The following is a 15424-nucleotide window of genomic DNA, read 5'->3' as shown; positions in this document are numbered from 1 at the left end:
TGGTATGAAAACTCAGCCCAAGAGGTGAATCATGATGAAAGTCGCGTTATTTGCTACTTGTCTGGCAGATATGTTCCGGCCAAACGTGGGAAAAGCAACTGTGGAATTGCTGGAACATCTGGGCGTGGAGACGGAATTCCCCGATTCACAGGTTTGCTGTGGACAGCCAGCCTATAACACCGGCTATGTGAAAGAAACAAAAAAGGCCGCCAAAAACATGATTCGTGCTTTTGAAAAAGCGGAATATGTTGTAACCCCATCGGGATCTTGTGCAGCGATGTTTCAGGAATATCCGGATCTTTTCAGAGATGACCCGAAATGGCATGATCCCGCAAAAGAATTGGCCGACAAAACTTACGAACTTACACAATTTATCATTGACGTTTTAAACATTACGGATGTTGGCGCCAGACTGGAAGGAAAAGCAACCTACCATACTTCCTGCCATATGATGCGGTTGTTGGGAGTGAAAGACGCCCCGTTTACACTTTTGTCCCATGTCAGAGGACTCGAGGTCGAACCTTTGCCAAATTCCCAAAACTGCTGTGGTTTCGGGGGAACCTTTTCCGTGAAGATGCCCCGGATTTCCGAACAGATGGTGGATGAAAAAGTGGACAATGTGCTGAAAACGGGAGCCGATTACCTGATCGGGGCAGACAGCGGATGTCTCTTGAATATCGGGGGACGGTTGGAACGTTTGGGGAAAAAGGTCAAAGTCATGCACATTGCAGAAGTTCTAAACTGCCGCCAGGGAGGGAATTATCATGGCTTTGAAAATCAATGAGGAAAAGTTTGATGACCGGGTCAGTCAGGGGCTTCAGGATTCCTTCATGCGCGGCGCCGTCTCTTCCGCACAGGAACGCATGTATACGCGGCGTCTGTCTGCTGCCGAAGAACTTGGCAATTGGGAGGAATGGCGATCGCTTGGAGAACAGATCCGCCAGCACGTACTGAAAAATCTCGATTACTATTTAATGCAGCTTGGCGAAAACGTTTCCAGGCGAGGCGGCCATGTGTTTTTTGCCAAAACCGGGGCAGAGGCAGTTCAATATATCAAAGAAGTAGCCGAACAGAAACAAGCCAGGAAAATTGTCAAATCCAAATCGATGGTCACCGAAGAAATCAGCATGAATGAAGCGTTGATTGATGCCGGCTGTGAAGTAGTAGAAAGCGACCTTGGGGAATACATCCTTCAGATTGACAATGAGCCGCCATCCCATATCGTCGTGCCCGCCCTTCATAAAAACAAATCGCAAATCCGCGATGTACTCAAGAAAAAACTGGGATATGAACAATCGGATGATCCTTATGAAATGACAAAATTTGTCCGGGGGATTTTGCGAAAAAAATTCATGGAAGCCGAAATTGGAGTAACCGGATGCAATTTCGCCGTCGCCAACACCGGTTTGATTTGTCTTGTGACCAATGAGGGAAACGGCGATCTGGTGATGTCCATTCCAAAAACACAAATTGTCGTGATGGGAATGGAGCGAATTGTCCCCACCATGGAAGAACTGGACGTCCTCGTCAGTTTGCTATGCCGGAGTTCCGTCGGACAAAAGCTGACAAGCTATGTTACTGTCGCAGGTCCGGTTACGGGAGAAGAAGGCGACGGACCTGAAGAGTTTCATCTTGTCATCGTTGACAACGGACGTTCGGAAATCCTGGGATCCCGGTTCCAACCGGTATTGCAATGTATCCGGTGTGCTTCCTGCATCAATGTTTGTCCGGTTTATCGTCATATCGGCGGCTTTTCCTATGGTTCCATCTATCCGGGGCCGATCGGGGCCGTCTTAACCCCTCTGCTGAAAGGCTATGATGATTTCAGGGAACTGCCGTATGCATGCAGCTTGTGCGGAGCGTGCACGGATGCGTGTCCGGTAAAAATCCCGCTGCATGAATTAATTCTTAAACACCGTCAGGCCATTGTTGAAAAAGAAGGACACTCACCGCTGGCCGAAAAACTGGCCATGAAAATGTTTGGGATGGGAACGGCATCCCCTTCGCTGTATCAACTTGCTTCAAAGCTTGCTCCGTCCGTGGTAAGCCCGTTTACGTCCGATGGCCGGTTCGGCAAAGGAATCGGACCCCTGAACAACTGGGTAAATATTCGCGAGTTACCCGCCCCAAGCAAGGAGCGTTTCCGCGACTGGTTCATAGATCATAAGAAAAGAGGGACGACGGATGAAAGGAACCATTCATAATCGTGACTCATTTTTAAACCATATTGCCAGCCAGCTTGGCCGAGACCACAGAACAGCGGGAATAACACGTCCTGCCTGGAAACATGACGCTCCATGGGAAGTGATGAAAGATTATACAGAAGAACAGTTGCTTGAAGTTTTCAAGAAACAGTGCCGGAACATCCACACTGCTGTCATTGAAACATCGAAAACGCAATTGCCCGGAGTCCTGAAGAAACTGGTTTCCGAAAATGGCGGCGGACCTGTGATCATCCCCGAAGATTCCCGGTTTGAGGAATACGGACTTACCCGCCTGTTAAAGCAGGAGTGGCCGCAAGAAAATGTTCCTGTTTATCAATGGCAGGCCAAAAAAAGGGAAGAAAACCTGAAAGCGGCGGAAACATCCAATTTCAGCATTTTATTTAGCGACTATACATTGGCCGAATCGGGCACCGTCTGTGTAAAAGCGAAAAAAGGCCTGGGGCGCGCCCTGCACTACCTGCCGGCCAACTATATCGCCATCGTACCGCGCCATACACTGGTACCGCGTCTGACACAAGCCGTTCATGACATGAACCGTGCCATCGGAAACGGAGAACCTGCTCCTTCCAGCATTCACTTTATTTCAGGCCCAAGCAACTCTGCCGACATCGAAATGAATCTGGTGGTCGGGGTTCATGGCCCGCTGCAGGCGTTTTATGTCTTGGTATAAGCGAGACTTCATAAGTAGATATAATCAGATCTTTTAAACAGAGTATGATAATGGGCGACCTCTTTTCGTGATTAGGATAAGCGAGCGGGAATTCTCCTCATTTCAATAAGGAGATGAAAGCAGGCGTTGCTCGGTGTCCCCCTTGCAGGGGGATGCTTAGAGCAACAATTTTATTGCTGTAAATTAAACCATATGAAATTAAATAAAACCAGTAATAATAGGTCTTTTGGCTTATTTTTTATACTATATGCATGAAGAAAAGTAATCTAAAACACGCACGAACATGTGTTTACAATTTGATCGGACTAAACCAGGGAGCAATTTTATATTTCAAAAGACTATATTATTTTCCCGTTTGAGGTTGTAAATCGTGGAAATTGTATAACATTGGTTATGTCTCCTTAAAAAAGCGAGATTGATTTTGAAGAGCAACATAACCTAAATCCGATTCCTGTTGCCTTCGCAATGAAGGGATCAACTGTACACAAATCCGATTTGATTAAATCAGTTATAGCAGTTTTGCCTAGGGACATTGAGACCAACTCCATTTCATGCACACAAGCGTTTAAATATCGAATCAGGTTCAACATTCAATTGATCCGTCATTTTGCCCGTGTAAACGAGCAAACTGGCAGGTGGTTCAAAAGGGACGGACTTCACCATTTTCCAAACAGCCGGTGGAGGAGGTTCAGGAAGAACTTGGCCAATTATTCTCCCTCATTTTCAATAAAATTATATAAAAACCAAGCCTCTCTTTTTGAGAATAAACAAGGAGTATTTACAAATAATAGGACTATAACTCATAAATATGGAGATGATTTCTATGTTGAATTCAAAAAATATGCCTAGGGAAGAAGGAATAGACCATACTTTAAGCTTAATGAGAGAAGGATATATGTACATATTAAATAGACGCCGCAGTTTTAATTCTGATGTCTTTGAGACCCGATTATTTGGAAAGAAAGCAATTTGTATGGGGGGAAAAGAGGCTTCAAAAGTTTTTTATGATAATGAGAAATTCAAAAGGAACGGTGCAGCACCAAATCGGGCGATACAAACACTGTTTGGCAAGAATAGTGTTCAGGTACTGGATGGGCAAAATCATAAACACCGAAAAAAAATGTTTATGTCAATTTTGTCTCCTGACAGAATCAATAAACTGACTGACACTACAAAAAAACAATGGGAGAAAGCAATAGATAAATGGGAACATATGGATAAGGTTATTTTTTATGAAGAGGCCAAGGAAATTTTGTGTCGGACAGCTTGTGAGTGGGCAGGCGTACCCGTTCAAGAAAATGAGATCAGGAATCTGACAAATGATTTAGGAGCAATGTTCGAGTCAGCAGGTGTCATTGGACCAACTCATTGGCTGGGAAGAAAAGCACGAAATAGCGTAGAAAAGTGGATTGGAGAAATGGTTGATAAGGTTCGAAACAGAACATTAAACCCGCCTGAAAATACTGTCTTAAACAAATTTGCCATGCACCGTGATTTGGATGGGAATTTACTGGATGCCAGAACCGTTGCTGTGGAAGTAATCAATATATTGAGACCAATAGTTGCAATCGCTGTATTTTTAAATTTTATTCTGTTAACATTGTACAATTTTCCAGAAGAAAAGGGGAAAATTAAATCAGGTGGTGAAGAATATACTCAAATGTTTATTCAGGAAGTCCGTCGTTTTTATCCGTTTTTTCCGTTTATCATGGCACTAGTAAAAAAAGATTTCATTTGGAACGGATATAAATTTGAAGAAGGCACATTAACTTTATTAGATATTTATGGTACCAATCATGACCCTGAAGTTTGGGAAAATCCCGATGTATTTAATCCCAATCGGTTTGCCCAGTGGGATAGAAGCCCTTTCAACTTCATTCCGCAAGGTGGTGGTGATTATTTCATGGGTCATCGCTGTGCAGGAGAATGGGTCACTATTGAAGTCATGAAAGTTGGCCTGAATTTTCTTGTTAACCAATTAGATTATGAAGTTCCTGATCAAGATTTAAGTTACAGTATGGTTAACATGCCAAGTATTCCTCATAGTAAATTAATAATCAAAGATGTAAAGAAAAGGATATAATTTCAGTTATTTTTCAACCAGTCCCAGGCACTTTTAAATGGCCTGCTGATCTTCTTCCCGGATTCCTCTTTCTTCAGCCTGCACAGTTGGGGTAACAGGTATTTCTGTTTGCGGTCGGGAATTGTTCAAAATGTTCTTGCACTTTCGGAACGTCAAAACTTCCTCCGCCCGGGTCGCAATAGCCTGTGCCACTTCCGAAAATGCTAAGTCCTGCCACTGCGACCAAGAGGACAACCATCCATCGAATCGGAGTTTTCATGCCAACTGTACCTCCCGCCAAAAATTCGGTCTGGATTTCTGGGTCCCCTTTAGCTAATCTTTCAAAAAAGGATACCGAATGGATATTCTGTTTGCAATACAATATCAATTTTTTGAATAAAATTTGATACAAAAGACAAAAAAACGCAGATGACCTTTTTCGGCCATCTGCACTTCTTTTGCCGATTCCTAACGCAATATTTCCGGAGATACTTCGGGAACAATTCCTTCCCGGGCTGCCCGATCGAGCAGGTAATGAATAGCGTTATGCCCTTCATCGCCGAGATTGGCGGTAAAATCATTGACATAGAGCTGAATGTGTTGCCTGGCTACTTCCGGGTCCATCTCCTGGGCATGATGCATAACATATTCCCGGGATACTTTCGGATGGGCCCAGGCATATTCCACCGAAGCGCGGATCCAGCGGGCAACCTTCTCCACATCCAGCGTACGGCGGGCAATGATGGAACCGAGAGGAATGGGCAGGCCAGTATCTGCTTCCCACCATTCTCCCAGGTCGACCAGTTTATGAAGTCCATAGGAAGGATAGGTAAACCGTGCTTCATGGATCACCAAACCGGCGTCAAACTGCCCATCCCGCACCGCTGGCATGATTTTGTCAAAGGGGATGACCTCAATTTCAACACCATCCGGGACATATTTGGCTGCCCAGAAACGGAACAGCAAATATGCGGTGGATCTATCACTGGGAACAGCCACCCGTTTGCCGGTCAAATCCATCTCTTCGGCAAGATTTGCAGCCAACAAAAGCGGGCCGCAACCTCTTCCCATAGCCCCGCCGCATGGAAGAAGGGTGTAATCAGATCGTACCCAGGGCAAGGCAGCAGAAGAAATTTTCAATATGTCGGGACCGTCCGGCCGTGTTGCCAAGGTGTTGGTAATATCAATATCGGCATAAGTCACATCAAGTTCCGGGGCACCAGGGATCAGCCCGTGTACCCAGGCATGAAAAACAAATGTATCATTTGGACAAGGAGAAAAAGCAATTTTCATATTATCACCTCCATCAATCCTCCGCTGGCTTTTTCCAATACTTCCAACGCTTTATCAATACGCCATGCCGAGCGATTCCGCGGACCGACAAAATTGGAAACAGCCCGCATCTCCAGCACCGGGATTCCTTTCAGTTGTGCCGCGGTTGCTACACCAAAGCCCTCCATCCCTTCAGCTGCCGCTCCGGGAATGCGAACAGCCAACTCATCCGCCGTTTCTTTGCTGCCCGTTACAGTAGATACCGTAAGGATGGGGCCCGTTTTTACGTCTAATCCCCGCAAGCGGAGGGAACTTTCCAAGCGCTTTACCAGCGATGCATCCATATGTATGCAGACGGGTCCCAGTCCCAATTCATCCAAGCGGCAAAATCCCTCAGCCGTTTCCGCTCCCAAATCTGCCGCAACAATTTCACTTGCAAGTACAAGCGATCCCACCTCAGCCTGGCCGGGAAATCCGCCGGCGATGCCTGCACTCACCACCAAATCGTAGCTGGCGGCCGAAAGGGCCAGTGCGGTAGCAGCGGTGGCCCGCGCCACGCCTACTCCGGCAGTATGAACCTCAACCTGGTTTTTATCCCCCATTTCCCCCATTCCACGTAAAATGGCATCGCGTTCGGTATCGACGGAAGTAACCACAAGTACGCGACGTTCTTTTTCTTCCTGTTTCTGTGGGCGGTGTTCCCGGTCCATTTTCAATCTCCCTTTTTCCTGTCAAATGATCTGTCTGTTTTTTTATCATATCACAGTTATTCCTCATCAGGGTGTGTCTTCTCTGATCCGTGAACAAGAATTCCGTTCTTTATTCAAATTCTCCCTTCATTATCAATTGATATCATTGGTATCATATAAATTATTCAGTTTTAGACTAAGAGGATACCAGGAGAGAATCAACAGCCGGATGAACGCCCGGACATTGCTGGTTGCTAAAACGAAACCAGGACGAGAGCAAAAGGAAATCATGGTTGCGTAAACTGGTTAAACCGCACAAAAAGAATAGCCGGAAAACCTGAATCAGATCAAGCAGACGATGCTGAAAAAAAGAGCGGCAACAGCTATCCAAACGGCGGACTCTGCTTCTTACGTTCTCCCTGCTGCTGGCCCCGAGGCTTTCCCCTGGAGCATGCACCTATTCGTTTTAAAGACTGAATCTGCTTTTTGCATCGTTGATTCCGGACAAACACTCCCAATTTCCGCGCCAATTTAGGCATTCATCTTAATACGGGCTGGATTGGTATCACATAGGATGGTTTTGTAACCAATCCTTCAAGGAGTGATCACATGTACCATTCAGATGGAAGTTACCATCAGCGGAAATATCTGCACAAAGCCCATCACTATTGCAAAAAGGCCTGCGAGTATATTGAAAAAGCGATGAGATGCGGGCCATGTGATAATGATCGCCCGGGTTATGACCGTTACGGCGGCGGCTGTCGCTGGCCCACACGTTATGGTGAATACCGGCACAATCCCCACCATATGGACAGCTCCTCCTGTTACACCTATGCAGACAATGAAAACCTGCTTGACACATGAAGAAAAAAGCACCCGGACCCGGGTGCTTTTAAGCAGGATCATTCAAAAGAATACATCATCCATTTATCGCTGCTGACAAATCCCAGGCGTTCATAAATCCGGCCCGCAACCGGGTTTTCGTAAAACAGGCAAAGCTTCTTTCCTTCAGCCATCACATCCCGGCACAACTGATATAAACAGGCCGAAGCCATCCCCTTTTCCCGGTATGCATCCAATGTACAAACACCCACAATCATGGCAGACATCGTATTTTCCGCAGCCGTTGAAGCGGACGAAACCATTTGCCCGCCCACTTCAATATAATATACACGGGCCACTCCATTTTCCATGTCGGTCTTTTTGGCCACCGGATTGACATCAACGAATGATTGAATCTGTCTGTACAAATCCATCAACCGGTCAATATCCTGTACACCGGCAATTTTCACCTGCCAACAGGTTATCATCTCCTGCAGCCGGTCACATTTGGAATAGTAAAGTTCCCGACGGTCAATCTGTTTTCGCCTGATCCACGGGATGAGGAGAGATGTCACGTTTTTCAAACCATTTAGGCTGCGAAACTCCGGATCTTTTGAAATAACAGAGGCCAACCCCTCATGATCAAAATCGGCATCAGCGGCATAGGGGATAGTTTTTATAAAATTTTAAAAGAACAGCCCGCAAATTTCCTTTTTCATCGAAGTCACCCCACAGCTTCTGAAAATCCTGTTCATATCCATAAGCTTCAATATCCCCCAGAATAAACAGATTTTCCGCTGCTTTGGGCTTTAACAACTCCATACATTGCTCATGATCATTTATTCCAAGCCTTCGGATCACCATCATTCCTCCTGTAAAAGAGATCATGCCCCTTGCCCTTGAGAAATGCGCAGAACCATATTATAGTTGTAAATAAAACTGCGCACATGGGTGACAAAATTGGGAGAGGCTGCTATATGACTGAAAATATCCAAATCCCGTCTTGGAAAAAAAATATTGTATTCATTGGTTTTATGGGGGCCGGCAAAACGACTATCGGCCAATTGGTTGCCAAAAAACTGCACCGTGATTTTATAGATATTGATCTTGAAATTGAAAACAAATACGGGATGCCGGTCCCGGAAATTTTCCGCAAATTCGGGGAGTCCCGTTTTCGCCAACTGGAAAAGGAACTGATTCTTGATACTTGTACGAACACCTGCTTAAAAGTAATTTCACTGGGTGGCGGAGCTTATTTGCAGGAAGAGGTAAGAGAGGTTTGCCTGAACCGGTGCATCGTCTGTTTTCTGGACCTTTCCTGGGAAGCTTTTAAAAACCGCCTGCCCTTCATCGTGGATACCCGTCCGGTTCTTCAAAACAAATCCCTGGCAGAAATTAAAGAGCTTTTCAGGAAGCGCTCCGCAGCCTACTCCATGCACCACCTGAGAATCGGTATTGACGATCTCGATTTTGAAAAGTCTGCGGATCAGGTTGTGGAATTACTGCACATCGGAGCGAGTCTCCACCAGCCGCAGGATTGATATCTATCCCTGTTCATCAATCCATTCCACGATCTCGAGCCGGTTGCCAAACAGATCATGGACATAAAAGCGGTTCGCTCCTGGTAGCGGCTCATCCTCAATAACCGCAATCCCTTTTTTGGCCAGATGCTTGCAAAACACAGCAAGGTTTTGCACAAGAAACGGGATGTGCTTTGCGGGAGGGTTGAAAATCTTCCTGGACGCCAATATGCAACTGGTGCCTCCCGCACTGAAATCAGACTCCCGCACGTGCTTTCAGGTTGTGTGACTTCCGAATCTCCTGCATTTCCGGAATCTCCTCGTAAAATCGGCGGGCTTCCTCCTTAACCCTGATAAACCGCAACCTGGACATGATCCAGTTCCAAAAAGAATAGTGTTCCTTCTTTCATGCTATTCAAACAAATAATAAAATATTTTATTTTTATTTTAATATATTTTTTATGAAAATGCATTTGCGGATACAAATTTAAAATTTCCCCTTGCAAAAGTCATTTCTGGATATTATAATGTTATATGTAACTTGTTAAAAACGACATGGGGCATTAGCTCAGCTGGGAGAGCGCTACACTGGCAGTGTAGAGGTCAGCGGTTCGAGCCCGCTATGCTCCACCAAAGACAAACCGCGAGATTTCGCGGTTTTTTTTATTTCATTGTGCAAAAGAGAGATTGTGGTAAAAAAGTATTGCAAACAATTTGCAAACATATGATTTAAAAGATGTTATTTTTCCTCATCTTCAAGAAACATTTTTTCAAACCGTTCCACCGCCTCTTGTTGCATATTAGGTAATACATGACTATAGGTATCCATTGTAATGCGTATATTTGAATGACCTAACCTTTCCGATACTATTTTTGGATGCTCCCCCTGCCTTAGCATCAACGTAGCATGTGTATGACGTAAGTCATGGAATCGAAGCTTTGGAAGACCCGCACTTTTTAGTATCCGTTTAAAACTTCTCACTAGATTTCTCGGATTAACAAGCGTACCGAGCATGGTTTAGACCAGTTTGTTTTGTATGTTCTGCCCCCGTGTTACTAAACGGGGGCTTTACCATAGCGTTATTTTTTCGTATGCTAAGGTCTAGGGACATTAAATTGTCTCCTTTCGTTTTATTCGCCTTTCTGGATCGGGCCGCAAACCAATGCCGGAAAGGCGTTTATTTTTTTCTGCTCATTCTGGGGTAGTCCGTCGTCTTCACTCTGTCAAGGGTAAAGCTTCGCCGGTCGTCTTGGCCTCATTCTTCGGCCAGGACTCCCGCCCTTGACATCCTTTCGCCGACAGCCTGAAACGGGTACAAGAGGGTTCGCCGAAAGGTTCCGGTCGAACCCTCCCTTTCTTTAATGATTTCGAACCCCCGTTAATCTCGGCTTTCCTCCCCTTCTCTCCCGCTCTTTAGCTCCGATCCGGGGAGGAAGCCGCAAAACGTTTCTACACTTCCCAAAAAATTAATTCTGGTAACACGTTTTCGTCTGTCCTGGCATGGATCGCTTTTAGATCCTGTTCAAATTGATCCTGCCCATAGTTGGCATATGTGACCGTTACATTTTTAGTATAGTTCACATATAGTGATCATATCAACACCTAAAATCACTTTTTGTGAATATATTTTCATTCTCACATATCGTGATGTATTATATAAATAGGTGATGTATATGAGCACATTTAGTGATCGAATTAGAAAACTAAGGGCAAAATCAGGTTTATCCCAATCCGAACTGGCTTCTCGCATAAATATTGCTAAAAGCACTTTAGCCATGTATGAAACTGGGAAAAGAGAACCTAATTTTGATATTGTCCGACGAATCGCTGATTTCTTCGATGTTTCCGTAGACTATTTGCTGGGTCAAATTGATAATCCATTACCACTGAAACATCAAACAGACGAACTAAAAAAAAATGAAGTAAGTATTCTTGATCTTGAAAAAGCAATTGAAATGATTGAAAAGGGAAAGGCACATTTCGGAGGATACAATTTAACAGAAGAAGATCGTGATTTCATAGCAAAAATGATCCGACTTGTAATTGAAAGAAAACGCAAGGGAAATGAAAACACCTAAACTAATCTCTTTTTTTTATTTTAAAACGAAAATCATTTAATCTCTTGATTTCATTGATACTAAACCATCCTTCTTCAATGAGACAATCAATAATCATCTCTAAATTTATCCCTTCATTACTTTTTGATTCTAATACTTTTATGTCATTAAATTCGCTCATTTTCCCACCCTTCCTACAGTTCACATTTAAACATAGGAGGACAATAAGCCTAATAACATCATACTTTTTATCAATTATATTTGGAACAACCCCAATAGTTTGAAATAATCTGCCCTATTCACACTAATAGGTTTGAATGGAGGCTACAGCATGAAGTACCATTATGGAATAACAATTCGTGAGGGTAGAGAACGTTTGAAGATGACACAGGCACAGCTAGCTGAATTATGGCCACAAGCTAAAGGGGGAACAGGAGTAAGTGTAAACTATGTATCTGACGTAGAACGCGGTATAAAGAAAATCACGGATATTAAAACACTTCGGTGTTTATGTGAAATATTACATATTCCCCCGTGGAAAATGGGACTCTCAGACTACGATCCATTTAATCCAAACCAAATAGCACATAGTAAATCTAATCATTACGGTATAGTCAAGTTTACTAATTCACCTATCGATCGCATTTCAGACTATAAAAACTGTCTACTTGAAGCAAAAGGAAATTGCTTTATTTCAGGAACATCAATGATTCACTTATCCGAAGACTCTAGCGATATACTTAAAAAAAAGTTATATACAGGAAATGTATACTTGCTAATTCTTGATCCCGACTGGATTGAAATAAACCATTCCATTCTCACTTTTATTAGTAATAAGGAAGATAGGATGAACTTTCACCATGAAATCCGGAATTCTATCCGTAAACTTAACCAACTTCGAAAATCTCTACCACAAAAAATCGTTCCTAACTTCAAGATAAAGACCTACAGCACTATTTTCCCATATATTGCCACAGGTTTTGACGATGGTAATACAGGAAAGATGGTTGTAGAGATTGTTGACTACATTCCCGAAAAAAGCCGTCCTCGCTTTACATTAATTAAAAATAATGATCAGGACTCATTATTCGAGCAAGTAAAAAGTAAATTTTTTTCAATGTGGGCAAACAAATCTATTGTTAAGGAGATTTAATTTAACGATGAACAAAGAACTGTATTTCAAATATCAGTGGAAGTACAAAAAAGAGGACTTAAAATTTTGCCCTCGATGTGGACAACGTTTTTCACTTGAAGACTTACATATTCCAAACCAGCCACAGCTAATTTGCCATAATTGTCAATTTGTTTTCTACATAGATCCCAAACTTGTAGTTGTAGCGGCTGTACTGAACAAAGAGAAAAACAAAGTCTTATTGCTTCAACGAAACGAAGAACCTGGAAAAGGGTTGTGGGCTTTTCCAGGTGGGCATGTAGAACGTGGGCACGATCTTTTTGAAACAATAAAGAGTGAAGTAAAAGAAGAGACAGGGCTCTCTATAGAAGTGCTTGAGATAATTAATACAGAGTCGATAGCTTCTGAAGGGATCATCCAATTGACCTATAAAGCAATTGCCAAACACGAGAAAATCACCGTTAACATTGAAAGTCAGAAAGGTTGTTTTTTTGCTTTTGATCAAATTCCATGGGATAAACTCGCTTTTCCATCAACAGGAAAAATTTTGCGGTTAATAACGAAAAATCAATAAAGCACGATTGCAAACATATTGCAAACGTATCTTACATATGTGTGCGCATTCCTCTAAATAAAATAGGCATTTTCCTAAGACTTTTGAACAGATCAGAGGGCAAAATACATTATAAAAGCACTAATCCTACACTGGCAGTGTAGAAGTCAGCAGTTCAACCCGCTATGCCCCACCTAAAGTATTAAATGCTAATATTGTTAAGTCAGAAAATGCCAAACCACTTTTCAAGGCTGAATCAAAGGGCTGGGAAGTGGTTTGTGTGTTTGAAAATGGCATCGGGGAAATACTTGGGGAAAATGAATATTTTTTCACCCAATCCTGCAAAGTACTGCTGATTTCCTCTTGCTGAGTTCGAAAACGTTCATGCCTGAATAAGCAAATCAGCTTCTGTCAAAGCGAAAAACACTTCGTTTTATTTTGTATACGAGATAAGCCAAAAGAATGATCAGGGTAACAAGCGCTCCCAGTATGATCATTACTGCAGAATATTGGAAATACTTGAACAAGGCGTAAAAAAGGATCATTAGAAGTACATCCACAAAATTATAGATCCAGGAAGCGATTGAAAGAGCAAATGCTTTTTTATCGCTGGCGATGGACAATATATAGTTCTCTACAAAGGGCTGAGCTTCAATTTTAAGTAATGAATAGATGATAATATAGATTGGAAGAATCCATCTATTTTCCGTCACGGCTATAAAGTAGCACGCCGGAAAGAGAACAACAAGCAGTCTGGAAACAGAATGGTTTTTAAATATCCTCACCCGTGAAAATAAAATAGTAGTCAAGCTGGCTACTGCAAATAGCACTCCTCGCCAATCTTCGGTAATATGCAAATGGTCATAATACATTTGGGTGATCCAGTAGAAGTTGGCCAAAAAGCCGAGTACGATCCCGGCAAAAGTACAAGGCAAGAGGATTTTTTTTATTTCTCTTCGCGTTGGGGAGTTTGTCCTTGTATCCTGGCTGCCGGCTTCCTTGCTGCCATTCAATCCTTTGGAATATAAAAAGTAGAAAATACCGGCCAACAGATGAAATACCCCTGTTAATAACAAAATCCAGAATCCTTCTGAATCGATTATATACAGTAAGCCTCCAATGACAAAGCTGAGCAAATTTGCTGCTATAAATAAGATATGGGCCCTTTTCTGAAGTAAAAATGACTTTTCCGTGTCTCCCTCAAAAATTAAATTAAAAAAGCTGGCGCGATCCGAACCGCTAATGAGTGTAGTGAAAATCCCCAATCCCACTTGACAAGCGATAATTCCGACCAAACTGTATGTAACACTGAAAATGGAATATGTGATAAACAATCCGACCAAACCAATAAATACACTTTTGTCATGACCAAAGCGATCTGCCAACCACCCCGTTGGAACTTCAAATAAAAAAATAGACAAGTAATAGAAGCATTCAATCAAAAAAATATCCTCTAATGAAATCTCTCTTTTCAAATAAATACTCAGCAAGACAGGCATGAAAAACAGAAAGCCTGTAAAAAAGCGGTAACACATATAATATTTTATTCTTGATTCAATGTTCATCGGTTAAAGATCCTTTCGCCACATTTTCATTATTGAATAGACTATGTCATTTAAACCCGAAGTTAATTTATTCAAATCGATCATCGGTATATATGGTATATTCATTTTTTTCTCAGAGACCAGAGAGGATCTTTCCGCAGGAGCAAGGTTGTTCGCAACACTGTATAAATAAAGGTTGTGCAGATTGGCACGTGTTTTTGTGCTTACCAATTCCCAGGCAAACATGGGGATTTCGATCGTAATTATTTTCAATCCTTTTTCCCGAAAAAAGATTCCACAGGACTCTCTAGAGTTTTTTAAAGATTCAATCTTACACAATCGAAAATATTGATATATATAATCATTCAATTTTGCCGTGTACTCCGCCTCACCCAACGTTAAATTTGTATTCAAAATGCTATTATTTACACGCTTGATTGTATTATTTAATTCTTCGTTGTCTTCATTTGCATAGACATAAAAAAAGTTTCTAACCGGATCATTATGCAGTAAGATAATTAATTCTTTATTCCGGGAAATTTTGTAAAATTGAAATGCACGTTTTTCAACATCTGTTTCAGGATCCTCTGTATAAGAAAATTCCAGCTGGTTTTCAATTGGACTTAAATGATATTGAAAAAAAAAGTTTTTAAAATCAATTGGTATTGGAAAGCGATATTTTTTTTGCGGAATATCCAGATTAAGAGCAAAAGAGATTTGATCTTCAAAACCTTGTACCATGTTACAGAATGAATCGTTAAAAACAAGTGCACCTAACGGTTCATTCTCATGGGGGATCAATCCGATCAGAACCCCGTGATCATTCCCGCCGCCTAAAATTCTCAATTCATCCGGGAATTCCCTCCAATCAGTCAGA

20 protein-coding genes, 1 tRNA gene and 1 pseudogene are annotated in these 15424 nt (G+C 42.4%); 10 read left to right on the top strand and 12 right to left on the bottom strand.

Annotation, left to right across the window (positions count from 1 at the left end):
- Positions 1–34 precede the first annotated feature (34 nt).
- The 4 genes from lutA (at position 35) to cypC (ending at position 4978) form a co-directional block, all read left to right on the top strand.
- A complete protein-coding gene (gene lutA / locus H2C83_RS07570) occupies positions 35–784 on the top strand; it encodes a lactate utilization iron-sulfur protein LutA (protein WP_181739513.1) in 750 nt (249 codons plus the stop codon).
- Positions 765–2204, top strand: coding sequence for a LutB/LldF family L-lactate oxidation iron-sulfur protein (locus H2C83_RS07565; protein WP_181739360.1), 1440 nt, complete (start codon positions 765–767; stop codon positions 2202–2204). The genes lutA and H2C83_RS07565 overlap by 20 nt, the downstream gene beginning before the upstream one ends.
- The gene (locus tag H2C83_RS07560) at positions 2185–2895 is read left to right on the top strand and encodes a LutC/YkgG family protein (protein ID WP_181739358.1); all 711 of its coding nucleotides are present in this window, start codon (positions 2185–2187) and stop codon (positions 2893–2895) included. The genes H2C83_RS07565 and H2C83_RS07560 overlap by 20 nt, the downstream gene beginning before the upstream one ends.
- A gap of 823 nt (positions 2896–3718) precedes the next feature.
- Entirely contained in the window at positions 3719–4978 is a 1260-nt protein-coding gene (cypC, locus tag H2C83_RS07555; protein ID WP_181739356.1) for a CYP152 family fatty-acid peroxygenase CypC, read from the top strand.
- Positions 4979–5051: 73 nt separating this feature from the next.
- Here the strand turns inward: cypC and H2C83_RS07550 are convergent, their stop codons facing one another.
- The 3 genes from H2C83_RS07550 to H2C83_RS07540 all read right to left on the bottom strand — a co-directional run bounded on the left by H2C83_RS07550 (position 5052) and on the right by H2C83_RS07540 (position 6939).
- Complete coding sequence (locus tag H2C83_RS07550; RefSeq protein ID WP_181739354.1) at positions 5052–5237, bottom strand: hypothetical protein; 186 nt, start codon at positions 5235–5237, stop codon at positions 5052–5054.
- 188 nt (positions 5238–5425) lie between these two features.
- Entirely contained in the window at positions 5426–6250 is an 825-nt protein-coding gene (locus tag H2C83_RS07545) for a 1,4-dihydroxy-6-naphtoate synthase (RefSeq protein WP_181739352.1), read from the bottom strand.
- The gene (locus H2C83_RS07540; RefSeq protein WP_181739350.1) at positions 6247–6939 is read right to left on the bottom strand and encodes a futalosine hydrolase; all 693 of its coding nucleotides are present in this window, start codon (positions 6937–6939) and stop codon (positions 6247–6249) included. Before H2C83_RS07540 ends, H2C83_RS07545 begins: the two co-directional genes overlap by 4 nt.
- Positions 6940–7527: 588 nt before the next feature.
- On the opposite strand from H2C83_RS07540, the gene H2C83_RS07535 reads away from it, so the two are divergent.
- Positions 7528–7782: a hypothetical protein gene (locus tag H2C83_RS07535; protein ID WP_181739348.1), complete on the top strand. Its 255-nt coding sequence runs from the start codon at positions 7528–7530 to the stop codon at positions 7780–7782.
- A 38-nt stretch (positions 7783–7820) separates the two neighbouring features.
- On the opposite strand, the gene H2C83_RS07530 is transcribed toward H2C83_RS07535, so the two are convergent.
- On the bottom strand, positions 7821–8372 hold the full coding sequence (locus tag H2C83_RS07530) for a GNAT family N-acetyltransferase (RefSeq protein WP_246333806.1): 552 nt from the start codon (positions 8370–8372) through the stop codon (positions 7821–7823).
- Positions 8373–8394: 22 nt separating this feature from the next.
- Positions 8395–8607 carry a hypothetical protein gene (locus H2C83_RS17700; protein ID WP_246333805.1) on the bottom strand — a complete coding sequence of 71 codons (213 nt, stop codon included), beginning with the start codon at positions 8605–8607 and terminating at the stop codon, positions 8395–8397.
- Between the two features lie 110 nt (positions 8608–8717).
- On the opposite strand from H2C83_RS17700, the gene H2C83_RS07525 reads away from it, so the two are divergent.
- The gene (locus H2C83_RS07525; protein ID WP_181739346.1) at positions 8718–9281 is read left to right on the top strand and encodes a shikimate kinase; all 564 of its coding nucleotides are present in this window, start codon (positions 8718–8720) and stop codon (positions 9279–9281) included.
- Between the two features lie 3 nt (positions 9282–9284).
- Here the strand turns inward: H2C83_RS07525 and H2C83_RS18335 are convergent, their stop codons facing one another.
- On the bottom strand, positions 9285–9422 hold the full coding sequence (locus H2C83_RS18335) for a VOC family protein (RefSeq protein WP_312853876.1): 138 nt from the start codon (positions 9420–9422) through the stop codon (positions 9285–9287).
- Between the two features lie 395 nt (positions 9423–9817).
- Between H2C83_RS18335 and H2C83_RS07515 the strand changes: the two genes are divergently transcribed.
- Positions 9818–9893: transfer RNA gene (locus tag H2C83_RS07515), tRNA-Ala, on the top strand.
- Between the two features lie 106 nt (positions 9894–9999).
- On the opposite strand, the pseudogene H2C83_RS07510 reads toward H2C83_RS07515, so the two are convergent.
- Positions 10000–10278: pseudogene (locus tag H2C83_RS07510) on the bottom strand (site-specific integrase); the annotation flags it as partial.
- Between the two features lie 432 nt (positions 10279–10710).
- The gene (locus H2C83_RS18115) at positions 10711–10842 is read right to left on the bottom strand and encodes a hypothetical protein (RefSeq protein ID WP_281364116.1); all 132 of its coding nucleotides are present in this window, start codon (positions 10840–10842) and stop codon (positions 10711–10713) included.
- 92 nt (positions 10843–10934) lie between these two features.
- On the opposite strand from H2C83_RS18115, the gene H2C83_RS07505 reads away from it, so the two are divergent.
- A complete protein-coding gene (locus tag H2C83_RS07505; protein WP_181739342.1) occupies positions 10935–11339 on the top strand; it encodes a helix-turn-helix domain-containing protein in 405 nt (134 codons plus the stop codon).
- 1 nt (position 11340) lies between these two features.
- Here the strand turns inward: H2C83_RS07505 and H2C83_RS07500 are convergent, their stop codons facing one another.
- Entirely contained in the window at positions 11341–11499 is a 159-nt protein-coding gene (locus H2C83_RS07500) for a hypothetical protein (protein WP_181739340.1), read from the bottom strand.
- A gap of 150 nt (positions 11500–11649) precedes the next feature.
- Between H2C83_RS07500 and H2C83_RS07495 the strand changes: the two genes are divergently transcribed.
- Together H2C83_RS07495 and H2C83_RS07490 are read left to right on the top strand one after the other, a co-directional pair.
- A complete protein-coding gene (locus H2C83_RS07495; protein WP_181739338.1) occupies positions 11650–12471 on the top strand; it encodes a helix-turn-helix domain-containing protein in 822 nt (273 codons plus the stop codon).
- Positions 12472–12478: 7 nt separating this feature from the next.
- On the top strand, positions 12479–13024 hold the full coding sequence (locus H2C83_RS07490; protein ID WP_181739336.1) for an NUDIX hydrolase: 546 nt from the start codon (positions 12479–12481) through the stop codon (positions 13022–13024).
- A gap of 162 nt (positions 13025–13186) precedes the next feature.
- Here the strand turns inward: H2C83_RS07490 and H2C83_RS07485 are convergent, their stop codons facing one another.
- From H2C83_RS07485 to H2C83_RS07475, 3 genes are read right to left on the bottom strand one after another with little or no spacing between them, the layout of a single operon-like run.
- On the bottom strand, positions 13187–13348 hold the full coding sequence (locus H2C83_RS07485) for a hypothetical protein (protein WP_181739334.1): 162 nt from the start codon (positions 13346–13348) through the stop codon (positions 13187–13189).
- A 56-nt stretch (positions 13349–13404) separates the two neighbouring features.
- Positions 13405–14568, bottom strand: a complete 1164-nt coding sequence (locus tag H2C83_RS07480; RefSeq protein ID WP_181739332.1) for an MFS transporter — start codon at positions 14566–14568, stop codon at positions 13405–13407.
- Positions 14569–14571: 3 nt separating this feature from the next.
- Entirely contained in the window at positions 14572–15393 is an 822-nt protein-coding gene (locus tag H2C83_RS07475; RefSeq protein ID WP_181739330.1) for a hypothetical protein, read from the bottom strand.
- Positions 15394–15424: the final 31 nt, after the last annotated feature.

Origin of the sequence: Thermoactinomyces mirandus (assembly GCF_013868055.1) — a bacterium.
GTDB lineage: Bacteria > Bacillota > Bacilli > Thermoactinomycetales > Thermoactinomycetaceae > Thermoactinomyces > Thermoactinomyces mirandus.
This window is presented reverse-complemented; position numbering and strand designations above follow the sequence as displayed.

What these genes read in the sequence shown, in the direction of transcription:
- H2C83_RS07540 (WP_181739350.1), bottom strand. Translation starts at nt 6,939, where the DNA reads ATGGACCGGGAACACCGCCCACAGAAACAGGAAGAAAAAGAACGTCGC.
- H2C83_RS17700 (WP_246333805.1), bottom strand. Translation starts at nt 8,607, where the DNA reads ATGATGGTGATCCGAAGGCTTGGAATAAATGATCATGAGCAATGTATG.
- H2C83_RS07490 (WP_181739336.1), top strand. Translation starts at nt 12,479, where the DNA reads ATGAACAAAGAACTGTATTTCAAATATCAGTGGAAGTACAAAAAAGAG.
- H2C83_RS07550 (WP_181739354.1), bottom strand. Translation starts at nt 5,237, where the DNA reads ATGAAAACTCCGATTCGATGGATGGTTGTCCTCTTGGTCGCAGTGGCA.
- H2C83_RS07560 (WP_181739358.1), top strand. Translation starts at nt 2,185, where the DNA reads ATGAAAGGAACCATTCATAATCGTGACTCATTTTTAAACCATATTGCC.
- H2C83_RS07545 (WP_181739352.1), bottom strand. Translation starts at nt 6,250, where the DNA reads ATGAAAATTGCTTTTTCTCCTTGTCCAAATGATACATTTGTTTTTCAT.
- lutA (WP_181739513.1), top strand. Translation starts at nt 35, where the DNA reads ATGAAAGTCGCGTTATTTGCTACTTGTCTGGCAGATATGTTCCGGCCA.
- cypC (WP_181739356.1), top strand. Translation starts at nt 3,719, where the DNA reads ATGTTGAATTCAAAAAATATGCCTAGGGAAGAAGGAATAGACCATACT.
- H2C83_RS07565 (WP_181739360.1), top strand. Translation starts at nt 765, where the DNA reads ATGGCTTTGAAAATCAATGAGGAAAAGTTTGATGACCGGGTCAGTCAG.
- H2C83_RS07495 (WP_181739338.1), top strand. Translation starts at nt 11,650, where the DNA reads ATGAAGTACCATTATGGAATAACAATTCGTGAGGGTAGAGAACGTTTG.
- H2C83_RS07505 (WP_181739342.1), top strand. Translation starts at nt 10,935, where the DNA reads ATGAGCACATTTAGTGATCGAATTAGAAAACTAAGGGCAAAATCAGGT.
- H2C83_RS07525 (WP_181739346.1), top strand. Translation starts at nt 8,718, where the DNA reads ATGACTGAAAATATCCAAATCCCGTCTTGGAAAAAAAATATTGTATTC.
- H2C83_RS07500 (WP_181739340.1), bottom strand. Translation starts at nt 11,499, where the DNA reads ATGAGCGAATTTAATGACATAAAAGTATTAGAATCAAAAAGTAATGAA.
- H2C83_RS07535 (WP_181739348.1), top strand. Translation starts at nt 7,528, where the DNA reads ATGTACCATTCAGATGGAAGTTACCATCAGCGGAAATATCTGCACAAA.
- H2C83_RS07480 (WP_181739332.1), bottom strand. Translation starts at nt 14,568, where the DNA reads ATGAACATTGAATCAAGAATAAAATATTATATGTGTTACCGCTTTTTT.